At 51.4% G+C, this 14,215-nt stretch carries 11 protein-coding genes; 1 reads left to right on the plus strand and 10 read right to left on the minus strand.

Annotation, left to right across the window (positions count from 1 at the left end):
• Positions 1-4: 4 nt before the first annotated feature.
• The 9 genes from CCY01nite_RS02625 to CCY01nite_RS02665 form a co-directional block, all read right to left on the minus strand.
• Positions 5-1,090: an efflux RND transporter periplasmic adaptor subunit gene (locus CCY01nite_RS02625; RefSeq protein WP_246129834.1), complete on the minus strand. Its 1,086-nt coding sequence runs from the start codon at positions 1,088-1,090 to the stop codon at positions 5-7.
• A gap of 114 nt (positions 1,091-1,204) precedes the next feature.
• Positions 1,205-1,594 (minus strand): hypothetical protein, encoded by a 390-nt coding sequence (locus CCY01nite_RS02630; protein WP_146857743.1) that lies wholly within the window; start codon positions 1,592-1,594, stop codon positions 1,205-1,207.
• A gap of 197 nt (positions 1,595-1,791) precedes the next feature.
• The gene (locus CCY01nite_RS02635) at positions 1,792-2,589 is read right to left on the minus strand and encodes a hypothetical protein (protein ID WP_146857744.1); all 798 of its coding nucleotides are present in this window, start codon (positions 2,587-2,589) and stop codon (positions 1,792-1,794) included.
• A gap of 94 nt (positions 2,590-2,683) precedes the next feature.
• Positions 2,684-4,072, minus strand: a complete 1,389-nt coding sequence (locus CCY01nite_RS02640) for a beta-helix domain-containing protein (protein ID WP_146857745.1) — start codon at positions 4,070-4,072, stop codon at positions 2,684-2,686.
• Between the two features lie 57 nt (positions 4,073-4,129).
• Positions 4,130-7,219: a TonB-dependent receptor gene (locus tag CCY01nite_RS02645; protein WP_186830867.1), complete on the minus strand. Its 3,090-nt coding sequence runs from the start codon at positions 7,217-7,219 to the stop codon at positions 4,130-4,132.
• A 161-nt stretch (positions 7,220-7,380) separates the two neighbouring features.
• The gene (locus CCY01nite_RS02650; protein ID WP_146857747.1) at positions 7,381-8,370 is read right to left on the minus strand and encodes a FecR family protein; all 990 of its coding nucleotides are present in this window, start codon (positions 8,368-8,370) and stop codon (positions 7,381-7,383) included.
• Positions 8,371-8,436: 66 nt separating this feature from the next.
• The gene (locus tag CCY01nite_RS02655) at positions 8,437-9,030 is read right to left on the minus strand and encodes an RNA polymerase sigma factor (RefSeq protein WP_146857748.1); all 594 of its coding nucleotides are present in this window, start codon (positions 9,028-9,030) and stop codon (positions 8,437-8,439) included.
• An 82-nt stretch (positions 9,031-9,112) separates the two neighbouring features.
• On the minus strand, positions 9,113-10,507 hold the full coding sequence (locus CCY01nite_RS02660; RefSeq protein ID WP_146857749.1) for a S41 family peptidase: 1,395 nt from the start codon (positions 10,505-10,507) through the stop codon (positions 9,113-9,115).
• A 73-nt stretch (positions 10,508-10,580) separates the two neighbouring features.
• Complete coding sequence (locus CCY01nite_RS02665) at positions 10,581-11,327, minus strand: DeoR/GlpR family DNA-binding transcription regulator (RefSeq protein ID WP_146857750.1); 747 nt, start codon at positions 11,325-11,327, stop codon at positions 10,581-10,583.
• Between the two features lie 198 nt (positions 11,328-11,525).
• On the opposite strand from CCY01nite_RS02665, the gene CCY01nite_RS02670 reads away from it, so the two are divergent.
• On the plus strand, positions 11,526-12,794 hold the full coding sequence (locus tag CCY01nite_RS02670) for a sugar MFS transporter (protein WP_146857751.1): 1,269 nt from the start codon (positions 11,526-11,528) through the stop codon (positions 12,792-12,794).
• A 12-nt stretch (positions 12,795-12,806) separates the two neighbouring features.
• On the opposite strand, the gene CCY01nite_RS02675 is transcribed toward CCY01nite_RS02670, so the two are convergent.
• On the minus strand, positions 12,807-14,210 hold the full coding sequence (locus tag CCY01nite_RS02675) for a DUF5005 domain-containing protein (protein ID WP_146857752.1): 1,404 nt from the start codon (positions 14,208-14,210) through the stop codon (positions 12,807-12,809).
• Positions 14,211-14,215: the final 5 nt, after the last annotated feature.

Raw genomic sequence — 14,215 nt, forward strand, 5'->3', positions numbered from 1 at the left:
TACATTATTCCGTCGGCAACATTAAATGAGCGATGATCGATTTGGGTTCTTCATAGTCGAACGCGATCTTGTCGTTATTCTTCACTTTCCGCAAGCCCTCCAGCAGTATCTTCTCGTTTTCCGCCAGACCTTCCTTCACCACGTACAGGTCGGGCATTTCGGCGCCGACGGTGATGTGCCGCAGCTGCACCACATTGTCTTTGTTCACCACAAAAACATATTTTTTGTCCAGTATCTCGAGCGTAGCTTTCTGCGGGATGATCAGCGCATTCTTGAGCGGTTCCCGGATGAGGATGGTGCCGGTTTCGCCATGCCTTAACAGGCGTTCCGGGTTGGGAAATGTTGCGCGGAATGCGATGTTGCCGGTTTCGCTGTTGAATTCTGCTTCGATGGTTTCCACCACGCCGGGGTGTTTGAACAGTGCTTTGTTAGCCATCAGCAGGTCAACCTTTATCTTTTCTTTAGGCTTTACTTCAGCGGCATAGTTCAGGTATTCCGGTTCGGACACGTTAAAGTACACCCACATGCGGCTGTTGTCTGACAGGCTGGTGAGGAGATCGCCTTCTTCCACAAGGCTTCCCAGCTTCAGGTGGAGGTGGTCAACGATACCGTCGAACGGCGCCCTGATCTCGGTAAAGGCCAGGTGCACCTGGGCGAGCGACAATTCCGCTTTTGCTTTTTTCAGCCGGGCGTTGGCCAGCGCCAGTTCATTTTTGGATACCACATTCCTGTCCGCGAGGGACTTTGTGTTCTGCACTTCAATTTCAGCGGCCTGGGCTTCGGCCTCTGCTTTCATCAACTCCGCTTCGTATATCCGTGGCATGATCCTGAATAATATCTGCCCGGCTTTTACGAATTGTCCTTCGTCTACCAGCACGTCCTGCAGGTACCCTTTTTCTTGGGCGCGCAGTTCAATGTTACGGATGGAACGTATCTGGCAAACGTATTCGCTGGTGATCGCGGTGTCCATTTTAAGTGGGCTCGTTACCACCAGTTTCGATGATTCTTCCTTGTTTCCTTCCTTCGGTTTGCAGCTTGTATGGCACAGCAAGGCGCACAAGCCCATGAGCATGAGAATTTGCTTCATCATATTATATGAGTTCTTGATTCGGATTTATTTGTGATGGCGCATAACACGCCTGTCCGCATAGCTGGCGCCATGCAGGGAGATCAATAAAATAATGACGGGAATAAGGTCAGCGAATCAGATCCTGATCACGCGATGCATGATGAATTTAGGGGAAGCGGCGTAAGAAAAATGTTCACAAAAGGGGAGCTGGTTTTCTGCGCTGCAGGTTATGTAACTGTCAACAGGCGCAATGTAAAAGATGGTGCGGGGTTTCCTGGCTGCGGGGTCTTTCCGGGAAGATCCGGGATCTTCGTCCTCCTGTATCTCTATCGCTTTTACTTTATCGCGGCCCTTCCTGGCGCCGGGCGCATCGGTGGCGCAGATCTGAGCAGCATCCAGCTGTTCCGCGAAGAAGCGCGCCCGCGCGGAGCCTTCAAAAGTCTTCTCCAGCGAGAACCCATGCGCCAATCCTCCCGGCAGGAGAACATATAGCGATAAAATAAATCCAATTAACAGTCTGGTCATCTTGGCTTCAAAATTGATCCGGGACAGTACAGCGCTGTTTTTTTTAGAGAGCAGGCTTACTTTTTTCTCATTTTCCGGCGTAAAATTAATAGCAAAGCGCGCAAACTGCAAACTATTTTTTTTGTTAAATAAAGAAGGGTTGCCGGGGAAAGGAGGCAACCCTCTGTAGGGCAAGGGATTTTGGAGTCTGAAATAATCTAGTACATGAACATGCATTCCTGGTAGTAGGCATAGGTTCCGTCGCCCATGTCCGCCGCGGCCATTTTAATGATCTGGTGGTTGTTGATATTGAATCCGCAACGGGCTTCAACCGTACCTCCACCGCCAAAGGGGTTTTGCGGGTCGATGGGCAGCATACCGGGAATCATTTCGCCATCCGGTGTGCGTACTTCCGCCATAAAGAAACCGCTCCCCACAAAGAGAGAAAATTCGGTGAACGATCCTCTTTTTACATCTTTATAAATATGGACGGGGGGAACTTCGGCATACGCAAAATCGACAACCTTGTACACCAGGATATCAAAGGTTTCCGGGAATGCCGGGTCGTTTACATAAAAGGCCATCATGAAGCTATCTACCGGCACATCGGTGGCTTGCCCGCCAACGATGAACAGCGGTTGGGCGGATTCCGCGGTATCGATCTGGTAGATGGTATATGTTGATTCCCCTGCGGGGATAGTGATCATGGTATCCAGCAGCACGGTGTTACTGTATATTTCCGTGATGCTCAGCCGTTGCGGCGTGGCAGCTCTTTCCACCACATTGGTGTACTGCCCCACGATGGCAGCGCTGTCTGCTATGGTAAAGTCGTTCACTTTAATACTATACAATACCGGCGCCTGCTTCAGCGACCTTATTTCAAAATTCACTTTGGAAAATTCCGGTATCAGTTCCTGCGTTCCCTCTTTGGAACAGGAGAAAAACGCAACAAGCACGAGCAGGATGGCTCCTGTCGATAAAAAAAATCTCCTGCGGACATGTAAAATTCGATTCATCATCATTTGTATGTTTTTTGTTTTAAAAGAAGCAGGCAGCCTTTTGCTACCCGCTTCTTAATATTTTCATTGCATCAATCAGACAATAAAAAAACTATTCGCAGAACATGGCCGGCGGCAGGAAGCCAACACAGTTGGTCCAGCAGCCCAGCCAGTTGCGGTTCAGCGCGGCGAATGCGCCTCTGTAGTTCACTGATTTGTTCAGGAAGTTATCAGCCGTGGGGATGATGTTCGTGGGCCAGCCGGTAGTGAAATTGGCGGCAACAGCGGAGAACGGCGCGAAATTGAGGCTGGTGCCATTGGAACCACAGTTGAACGCGGACACCAGGCCGGAAGTACCGCTGAGAATATTGTTGCTTGCATCCAGCGGAGCAACGTTAGACGGCGTTTGTGTACCGAAGCGGTACACCTGGTTGTACTTGAACTCGGTTTTAACAGACGGCGCATCAAAACGGGCCGCATAAGAAGTAGAACCATCGCCATAACCCATCACGATAGAGTTACGCATGATATAATCGGCTGACCTTCTGAAGCGAACGCCGTTCAGTGTGCCGCTGAGTGCGGAGGTAGGGCCGCCTACGATGGTGATGTTTGACAGGATGGGGCGGGTTTTCGGAAGATCGCCGCTGTTGTCGAATTCATCGTTATCGCATTCGATGCCGTTTGCATCCGCGTAAGTCTGCGTGAAGCAGCAGCTGCTGCGAACGATCAGGGCGAACTGGATCGCGCCGCGATAACCATAGTCGAAGTCCAGGCCATCATCATTCATGGCAAGACCTACCAGGTAGCTGGCGTTCACCGTACCGCCGAAAAATTCGAAGGCATCATCAGCGCCCCAGGCCACTTCTACATGGTGGAGGGTAGTGCCGCTGCCCACACCGCCGAGGGTGAGGCCGTTCAGTTCTTTGTTGGGAGCTACCACAGCACCGGCGTATTCGATCCTTACGAATTTGAACACACCGGAGTTGTCCAGCGAATCGGTACCGCCATAGGTCACGTCGATGCCGGGGGGCAGCGTGGGCAGGTCGATACCTTCAATTACAGGATTAACTTTGTTCACGATAGACCGGCCCAGGAGCACAACGCCGCCCCAGTCGCCGGGAGTTCTGGAAGGATTGCTTCCGTCTATGCGTGCGGTAAATACGATCGGGTTACAGGAATCGCCGTTAGCGAAGATCTGGCCGCCTTTGGTAACCACCAGTGCTGATGATTCGTTGGGATCGGATTTCCAGATGCCTTCAATGCGGGTTCCGGGCTCAATGGTCAATACACCGCCGTTGTCTACATACGTCTTTCCATCCAGAATGTACACGGTGTCGTTGTGCAGCGTTTTGCTGCCGGAAATAACGCCGGGCAATACGGAGGTCGGGCAAACAGCGAGCGCGCCGGCCTGCAGGGCTCTGTCTTCCTGCTTGCCGTCTTTCTTACATGCGCCCAGTGCAACGAGCGTTAAGGCAGCAGCGCCAAATAGAATCTTTTTCATGGGATCTTTTTGATTAACAATTTTTGGGAATCGGGTTATACTATGATGCAATGAAAACTAGAAATTGTACGTCGCGCTAAAACTCATGTTCACGCCTCTCTGTGACTTGTATCTTGAAAAATCCTTGTCCGGGTTGTACCGGGTGCCTTTGGGATCATTGTTTCCGTTGTCGCTATGTCTGTTCGGTGGTTCTCCTTTTGTATAGTTGTTGTAGATAATAAAGTCCTGATGCAACAGATCACTGACATTAAAGCGAAGGGTCAATTTATCTTTCAGCAACGAAGCGTTCAATTGCAGGTCGATCACATCGCGGGGATTTTCGTATTCATCCTGCCAGGGATATAAACCGCCAGCCACGATCCGTTTGCCATAACGGTTATAGCTTACCTGGAAACCGATGGGCTTGCCTACATACCCGATCCCTGCGTTGTAGATGCTGGGAGATAGGCCTTGCACCGGCCGGTTCCGCGAGTCGCCCGGCAGTTCCGTTTCATCCCCACCGGTAACGCCATTAGAAGCTTTTAGAAGCGCGTCTGTATTATATTTCACATTTGCTTTCATCCAGCTGGCGTTGCCGCTTACATAGATATTGGACAGCAGACGGGATGCGGGGTTGATGAAGTTCAGCGATTTTCGAAAGTCTATCTCTATGCCGTCGCTCACGGAGCTTTCCAGATTGAAATAGAAATATAACAGGCTACCGGAACCTTGGGAAGCGATCAACTCTACCGGCGAATCGAAATATTTGTGAAAAAGCGACAGCGAAAGCACCTCGCCCGTGGCAGGATAAAATTCATACCGCAAATCTACGTTTGTGATCCTTGCATCTTTTAATCCCAGTGCACCTTTATATTCCGTACGGGTTTTAAACTCGAAATATTCAAATGCCGACCTTTCCCTGAAATCTGGACGGCTCATTGTTTGAGAAACCGCCACTCTTAAATTCATTTTGGGATGTATCGAATAAACAAGATTGGCAGAAGGCAGCCAGTCGAGTTTATGATAGGTATAATTATCAACACGTTCGCCTTCCACGTAGAACAGACTGTTCACGAACATCGTATTGTCTTCCGCTCTCACTCCGCCGATGAAACGCAGTTTACTGAATAGATTGGCGTCCAGCATCAGGTAGCCCGCATGCATACGCTGGAAACCGTCATATGCGTTACCATCGTAGAAAGCCTTAGTGTAGTAAATGTATCCGGGTCTGATAAATTCCGGTGCCAACAACCGGAAGTCCGGCAGGCCAAAAGTGTTTTTATCAAAGTCTGTATCCAACATTCCCTCATTTTCTTTGATAGCAGCAAGACCAAAGCTGCTGAAATCCGCTTCCCGGTAGGTACCAGCATATCCCGCTTTGATGCGCTGTTGCTGATTTCCGACGGTAAGGGGTAGTACTATACTAGCCGTCCAGTTGTACCGTGTTTCATCCAGCCTGGAATTGAACATGCTCAGTCCTCTGGAAAGATTACCTGTACGATCCTCCAACCCGTGATATATATACAGGTCATCATGCCCGAAAGACCGAAGCCCCATCGAGTTCCGCGTATCCGGCTGGTCACGGGTCACAGAAATCTTGTCCGCGCTCCAGTCCAGCCTGATCCCCCGCTTGCTCAATGCATGTTCCCCTTCCAGGCGGTGCTGCCACATTTCATTGATAGTAGTAATGGAAAGGTAATTCCGGAGGGTACCGTCAAAGAAACCGGGCATGGGGCCAAAAGCATCTGATGTTTCATTTACAAACAGGTGATTGTACAGGTTCTTGAAAGCGATCTTGTGTTTTTTCGCCTGGTATGCTACATTAAACACACCGCCCAGCGAAGAACGGAAAACATAATTGCTTCCCCTGAAATCGTACGCCTCCGTGGCATAGATCCTTCTTTCTTCATCTTCCTTCACTTCTTCATGCCGGTACAATCCACCCAACACTACGCCGATGTTGGCGCCGTTCTTCAGCGGCAGCTTCTTGCCGATGTTGAACTGGTAGTTCTGCACCGGGGAATATTTGTATTTATAAATACCCCAGTTATTCGGTATCTGCCGGCCCATTTCCCCGATCTTCTCCGGGTCCTGCAATGCGAAATACTTATCGGCATCCCAGTTGTTCTTCTTCCACCAGGTTTTTGTACCATCGTCATAACCGAGGTAATCGTTTTTTCCTCTTTTCGCGCTGTACATATCTTTCCCGACACTGTTGGTATTGATGCCGGTGCCGAGTGTGATGTTGTAATAGCTCTCCGCGGGAATATCCTTTGTGTTCACCTGCACCAGCCCGCCGGCGAATTCGGATGAGAGGTCCGGCGTGGCCGTTTTGTGGATCACGATGTTGTCTATCAGGCCGCTCGGGATGATGTCGAACGCGAAGTTGCGCCTGTTAGGCTCCGTACTGGGCAGCATGGAACCGTTCAGCAGTACGGTATTGTACCTTTCGCTCAGGCCGCGCACGGTCACATATTTTTCTTCCTGCACGGTGAGGCCGCTCACGCGCTTCAGTACCTGCGCGGCGTTGTTGTCCGGCGTAACCCTGATCTGTTCGGCGCTGATGCCATCTGAAATGGCGGCGTTGTTCTTTTGCTTCAGGTACAGGGAAGAAATGGATTCCCGCCTGGCGGATGCTACCACTTCCACGCCTTTCAGCGTTCCTTTCTGTATGTTCAGGGCGATGTTCAGCACTACGGGACTGCCGCCTTTCACCACTACTTCATCGATCCTTTTGGTGGTATAACCAATAGAACTGACGGTAACGCTATGCGTTCCTTCCGGTAATTCCAGCGTATATTCTCCTTTCACATCCGCAGTAGCGCCGTGATTGCCGGCTTTGACCGTAGCGCCGATCACCGGGGTGTTATCCTTCGCATCCAGCACCTGGCCGGTGAGCATGCCGGAAGTATTATGCGTCGCGGGTTTTCTGTTGAGAATGATCACGTCATCCTCGATATGGAACATATAAACGGTTCCTTTCAAGGCCACGGTCAACACTTCGCGGATGCCGGCCTGGTTCACCTGCACCGTTACCGGGGTGGACAGGTCCACTTCTTCTTTCACCATATTCACTACATACCCCGTGCGGGACTCGATGATGGCGATCAGTTCACTTAAAGGCGCCTTGTTCAGCGAAAGCGTCAATGCTTTGCTTTGCGCGAACAATAAATGGGTCGATAAAACAGACAGGATCAGTAAAACACATGCCCGTGCAGCTTTTGTCCGGGCAAAAGTTCTCCCTTTCCCCCTTGCGGGAGATTTTTTTGTAAAATTGTTCATCCTTATTTTTTACTTTTTGATTTGTGCGATAAAAGAATGCGGGTTCATTATTGTATGATGACCAACGAATCCTTGATCCGGTAGTTGAAACGTGCCATTTTGCTCAGCAAATGAATGATCTCCTCTTTACTTTTACGATGAAATGCGCCGCGTATATGTTTGTTCAGCACCGCTGAATTTTCAATTTTGAAATGCAGCCCGTAATTATAGCGGAGGCTTTTGAAAACATCTTCCAGCTTCATGTCCGTGAACACCAGGTTGTTGCTGATCCAGCCATCTACCATAGTGGTGCGCACATCCGCCAATGTTGCTTCGCCGGATCGTTTACTGAATACCGCTTTTTTTCCGGGAGACAGCAGCACGCTTTCCGCTTTTCCGTTATTGATGGCCACTCTGCCGGTCTTCACGGCAACATCTACCGCATTTTCATGGCTATAGTTGCGCACGTTGAATGAAGTGCCGAGTACGTTTACATGGATGTCGCCGGTGGAGATCACGAAAGGCCGCTGCGGGTCTTGCGCCACATCTAAAAAAGCTTCGCCTTCCAGCAGTTTTATTTCGCGGCTGTTCTGCGCGAATGTTTCGGGGTACATGACCGTGCTGCCGCCATTTACATAGATATCGGAGCTGTCGCGCAGGTGAATGACGATGCGCTGGCCGGCCGCTGTGGTAACCGTTTTCCAGGCAATGGCCATTGCCTCCTGCTGATGTGGCGCATGCTGTCTGCTTAGCTGGAATCCAACCGCTCCCGCTACCAGGATGGCCGCGGCGCCGGCGGCCTTCACCCATGCGCGCTGCCACCAGGGCTTCATCGGTACTACCTGCGCCACCGGCATGATATTCCTGTAAACATGGTCCAGCCGTTGCCGGTCAACCGGCACTTCTTCCAGGGAATCCCATTCATGGTCCGGGAAAACGGCCGCCCATTCTTCTTTGGTGGCGTTCTCCACAAACCGGATGATCCAGGCTTCTTCTTCCGGTTGCAGCGTTCCCGCATCCAGCCCTTTCAGATATGACCGTATTTTTTGAATATCCATACCATCAATACGCCAAACCGGTATCTGATCCCTCCATAAAATGTATTACCAAATTGTTAAGTGAAGCTAAATATTGACCAGCACTGCGTATAACACGCAGAACTGAATGCGGGATAACAATTTTGCCTGCAATATCCGGGAGGTTTCGCGGATGTATTTTTCCACGGTCTTGATAGCAATGCCTTCTCTTTCGGATATCTGGAAATAGGTCAGCCCGTACTCCCGGTGCAGCCGGAAGCACTGGCTTTTCAGGGGGTTGATGCTGCGCATGACCTGTTCATAATCCTTATGATATTCTTTCTGGTGCATGCTGCGGAGGATGTTGTTATCCGCCGCATCCGGCCGGGGATTACCGGATTGTTGCAGAAAGGCGAGATAAACGGAGCTTTTCTTCCTGGAGGATGCCAATGTACGGAAATAGGACAACAGCGTATTTTTCAGGATCCTGAACAGGTAGCTTTCCAACAGCTGGTTTTCATCGATCTGCGCCCTGTTCTGCCAGAGCTTTACATAAGCTTCCTGCGCGATGTCATCCATATATGCATTATCCTTCCCGAAAAATTTTTTCAGGTAAGCGAGCGAACGGGGATAAGTACTATCAAAAAAATCCCTGAAAGCCTGCTCATTACCGTTCTTTATTTCATTGGAAAGGAAGTTCATAGCTAACCTGATTTTTTCAAGCTGCGCGGCAAATGTATTTTTAAATTCCGCAAGTCGCCGGCTGCCTGCTATTAATTAAAGGTTAATTCAACACAACGCTCACCGGTGCAGCGCGCGCCGCCTGCCCGGTAACGGATTGATATACCGGCTTCACGGATATCCGCCGGTGCGGCGCGCGGCGCAGGTCAGCGGGCAATCCGCTGAAGCCGGGGCCATATATTATTTCCAGCGCCTTTCCTGTCAGCGCATCATCGCCCGCACCGATGGCGCCCAGCGGCAGCGCGCTCATTTCAGATACTGCATGCTGCGGCGTTATGCCTGCCGAGTAGCCGCCTTCCCCGTTCTTGTTGAACAGCTTATACACGATGGGCTGCAAGGTCCACTCCACTTCGCGGGGCGATCGCTGGTCTGTGATCGTAAAGCTCGCTTCATCCTTGCCCGCGGTGGTTTCCCCGATCTGCACCAGGTTGAGGAAAGGTTTCAGATTGTTCACCACCAGCTCCGCGGCGGATACTGTGGCATGGGTGGTGAGCACAAACAGCCTGTTGATGGACAGCTGGTATGGCTGCAAATCGCTGTACTGCCGGCCCGCCGCGCTGCCTGAAGTATTCAGCACGGCCTGCAACGTACGCGGGCGCCGGCCTTCCGTCCGGTTACCTTCATAAATGGCATACACTTCACCGGCATTGAGCTGCCGCGCGATCAGCGCCGCCAGCTTGGCGCTGCTTGCTACGCTGCCGCCGGCATTGTAACGAAGATCCAGTATCAGCTCACTGACGCCGGCGTCCCTGAATTTCCGGAAAGCTTCCAACAGGCTGCCGTCGAAGGATTCATCGAAGGATGTGTAGTAGAGGTATCCTGTTTTTGTGGCACCGTTATTATAAATGCGCGTGTAATAAACGGAGTTCTCGCGGGCGTATCCCGGGTTCAGTTGTATGTCTGCTCCAGGTTCCCATACATCATTATGGAATGTTGTGGTGGTAAGCGTAAGGCTCCCCTTTTCATTCATTTCCCGGTTTATTGCAGCGAGGTGCTGCGCATCTATTGGCCGGCCATTCACTTTTATAAAATAACTGCCGCGCGCCAGTCCGGCCCTATCCGCTGCGCCATTGATATTCACGAAAGTCACGACACCTATATAATGATCATATCCCGGCGCCTGCAAAAACGCATAGTGGAAACCGAAGGTGAAATAGGAATTGGTGGCCGCGGGCACATGGGGGCCGCTGATATGGGAAAAGCGGTCGGACGGCGAAAGCAGGCTTTGGAAGAACAGTTCGGGGCTGAGCGAATGATCGGGCTTTGCGGGTATCTGTTCATTCCAGTAATAGAACCTTCGCATGCTGTCCAGCGTCCAGCGGTTGATGCGGCCGAGGCTGTCCGTGGGGTATGGCTCGGGCAAAGCATCTTTCCTGGAGCAACCGGTGGTTAACGCGAGCAGAAGCGGGAATGCGGTTATAAAAACAAGGGATCTCACCTGGAAAGTGTTTATGAAAAGTTACAGACTTTCCGGGGTGGGAAAAATTATCGGAGGTGAACTTATTATTAATTCACAGCAACTCTACGCTGTTTTTATACGGCGCCAGGAAAGGATCATCCGGCGGCAGCTCGGTGATGAGGTAGTCCACCGCATGCAGCTCGCAGACCTTCAGGCGTTGCGTGGTGTTCAGCTTTTCGGAGATGCTCAGTACGGCTACTTTCTGGGCGGCGCGCATCATCGCTTTAATAACCTGCACGATCTCCCAGTCACTGTCCGTCAACCCTTCCGCCACAGAAAGCCCGTTGGCGCCGATAATGCAGAGGTCGGTCTTTATTTCGGACAGCTGGTTGATCACACTGGCGCCGGTGTGTACGTTTGAATTCCGGGAGAGCTTGCCGCCGATGCTGATCACGTCCAGCCTTTCGCGGTCGGATAAAGCGATCGCCACCTGCGGGCTCAATACAAAGAAAGTGGCGTGCAGATCGTTGGAAATGGCTTTGGCAAGCTCAATAATAGTGGTGCCGCCTTCTATCAGCACCGTGCAATCTTTCTTCAATAATTTCTTTGCCTTCTCCGCAATGATCTGTTTCGATTCCCTGGCGTACACGTCGCTTTGCATGTTATGGGGGAAGTGAAAGGAGGGGCTTACCGCGCCGCCATGCACCTTCAATATTTTGCCGGCATCGATCAGCTCTTTAAAATCGCGGCGGATCGTATCTTCCGACACATCGAGCAGGCGGCTCAGGTCTGCGGACAACACCTTATTGTGCAGGTTCACCTCGCGCATGATGAGTTTAAGTCTTTCCTCTTTCAGCATACCGTTAAATTAACAGCAAATATGCCCCAAAACAAGTTAAATCAGCTAAAATCTGTATATATGTCGATTTATGCGTTTTTAATTTGCATATATGCGCATAATTATTTTACCTTGGGGCAGACATTACAAGCACAGTGCTGGTGAATGTTATTTAACATGCATATTTACGATGCATGAATACGCATATATTTCCAAAACATGCCTGATCCTTCCGTTTCCGCTACGGGCGCCACACCCGCCCGCCTCCATCCGCTGTTCTTCATCGGCGCGCTGTTTTTCATCTTCGGATTTGTGACCTGGCTCAGCTCCGTGCTGATCCCTTATTTGCAGATCGCCTGTGAGCTGACCAGCTTTCAATCCTATCTTGTTTCGTTTGCTTTTTTTATTTCCTATTTTATTATGGCAACGCCCTCCGCCTGGCTGCTGAAAATAACGGGGTATAAAAAAGGCATGTCTGCCGGACTGCTACTGGTGGCAGCGGGCTCGTTGCTGTTCGTGCCGGCGGCGATCTACCGGCAATACCTGGTGTTTTTAACGGGATTGTTTGTGCAGGGCGCGGGACTGGCTGTGCTGCAAACGGCGTCCAATCCTTATGTGACGATCCTCGGGCCGGTGGAAAGCGCGGCCAGGAGGATGAGCATCATGGGCATTTGTAACGGCATCGCGGGGATTGTGGCGCCGCTGATACTCGGCGCTGTAATATTAAATGATGTGGATTCCCTGACGGCCGAATTGCAAAACATGAGCATCGCGCAAAAAACGGCCGCTCTCAATGCGCTCGCGGAAAAAGTAATTATGCCGTACATCGTGATCACCACATTACTGGTGATACTGTCCGTTCTCATTTACCGCTCGCCGCTGCCGGAAATTTCGCCGGAAGAAGAAGAAACGGCAAAGCCGGAAGGCGGCAGCGTCTTCCATTTCCCCTACCTGCTGCTCGGCGTATTCACGCTGTTCCTGTATGTGGGGGTGGAAGTGATCGCCGGAAATACGATCATCAGCTACGGCGCTTACCAGGGCATTAAAATGTCTACCGCGCGGTTCTTTACCTCTTTCACACTGCTTGCCATGCTGGCGGGTTACCTGGCCGGCATCGTACTGATACCGCGTTACCTGAGCCAGCAGGCGGCGCTGAAATATTCCGCATTGCTCGGCATCCTTTTTTCACTGGCGGCTATTTTTACCAGCGGCTACACCTCCGTGCTGTTCATTGCGTTGCTCGGACTGGCCAATTCACTGATGTACCCGGCCATATGGCCCCTGTCCATACACGGCCTGGGCCGCTTCACCAACACCGGCGCATCGCTGCTGGTAATGGCGATCAGCGGCGGCGCGATGCTGCCATTGATATACGGCAGGCTGGCGGACCAGCTTAACGAGCAGCAGGCTTACTGGATGGTCATTCCCTGTTACATGGTCATTGGTTTCTTCGCTGTCAAAGGACATCTGATCGGGCGGAAGAAATAATGCCATCAAAATTTATTGCCAGTTGAATACCCGCACAAAAAAGGGACGATACCGGTCTGCGCTGCCGGGCGCGTTGAAGTTGCTGTTAAAATCAGTCGGGTTGATGTTGTAAGAGATCACCAGCTCGCCTTCCCTGCTCAGCGCATGATGTACAAATGCATTGTAGGTGATGATATCCCCGGTGTACTGTTCAGGAATGCGGTACAGCGTGCGTTTGTTCGTCCATGGCCCAACGGGCGTGGCGGATTCCTGGATGTAAATATCCAGGCCGAAAATATGCTGCTGTGATACGAGATAATATTTGCCGTTCTTATAAAATACATTCGGCTGCGTGATGTTGTTGCAAACGTTATATTTCTGCGGCGTGCTCACCCATCCGTTCTCCCCGTAATACTCCCAGGCGCCGGTGAGGTCATGCCCCGCTACCCGCGCCACGTACATGAAAGTAGTAAGGTAACCGGTTTCTGTAGCGTACATGTACGTGTAGCCATCCGGTGCCTTCATGCTGCCGGCGCTGTAGTTGTTGACCACGTCCTTGTCTTTTATGATCTGGTTGAGCTGCATGGAGGGCAGATCGAAGATCGCGATATCGGTGCTCACATGCGCGAAATCCCAGGAGCCGCTGCCGGTTTTGGTAACATGACTGAGCAGCATCTGGAATTTGTTGTCATGTATCTGTCCGGCTCCCGGCCAGTACCAATGCTGATCTTCCGGCGAATCTCCATATTTGATCCAGGTTTCGCTTTGATTGCCCAGGCCGGGATTCAGCGGAATAAAGCTTTGCAGCGAAGTATCCAGTTGAATATGCGCGGCGTTGCGGAGCATTACATTGTCCGTGCGGCTGCGGTTGGCGCTCACCTGCCCGAAAAAGCTGTCCTGGAACGACCACACAATGCGGCCATCCGGTAGCAGCACAGAATAGCAGCCATCGCCGCCGTTCCAGTTCTGATAACGGGTGAGGTACCCGTTGTAATCCAGGTCGCTGTATACGGTAACGCGCGGGTCCCATTTGCCGTTGCCCTGCAGCAATTGCAGGCGCGGGCCGGCCAGCTGTTCGCTTTCTTTCATAATGCGCACATACCAGTTCTTCACAATGCCCGCTTCGGAGGTAACGCGGTACGTATAACGGTTGCCTTTGGAAGCAAAATCCACTTTCACATTTTTTGCGGGCAGCACGGCGGCGCCTTTGGAAACGGTCACAACGGGACTGATGGCGCTCAGGTCCAGGTCTTTCTCCGCCCATACGGTGATGATAGCGGAATCCGGTCCGTTCACGATCTCTGCTTCACCAACCTGCCCCTCGGCCAGGCGGAAGGAAATAATGGCGCGCTCCTGGCTCAGATAGCCGTCCAGCGGGTTTTTCATGCAGGAAGTGAAGATGCTTCCCACTATCAGTAACGATATCATTTTGTTCATACTAT

It is taken from the genome of Chitinophaga cymbidii (assembly GCF_007992715.1).
Lineage (GTDB): Bacteria > Bacteroidota > Bacteroidia > Chitinophagales > Chitinophagaceae > Chitinophaga > Chitinophaga cymbidii.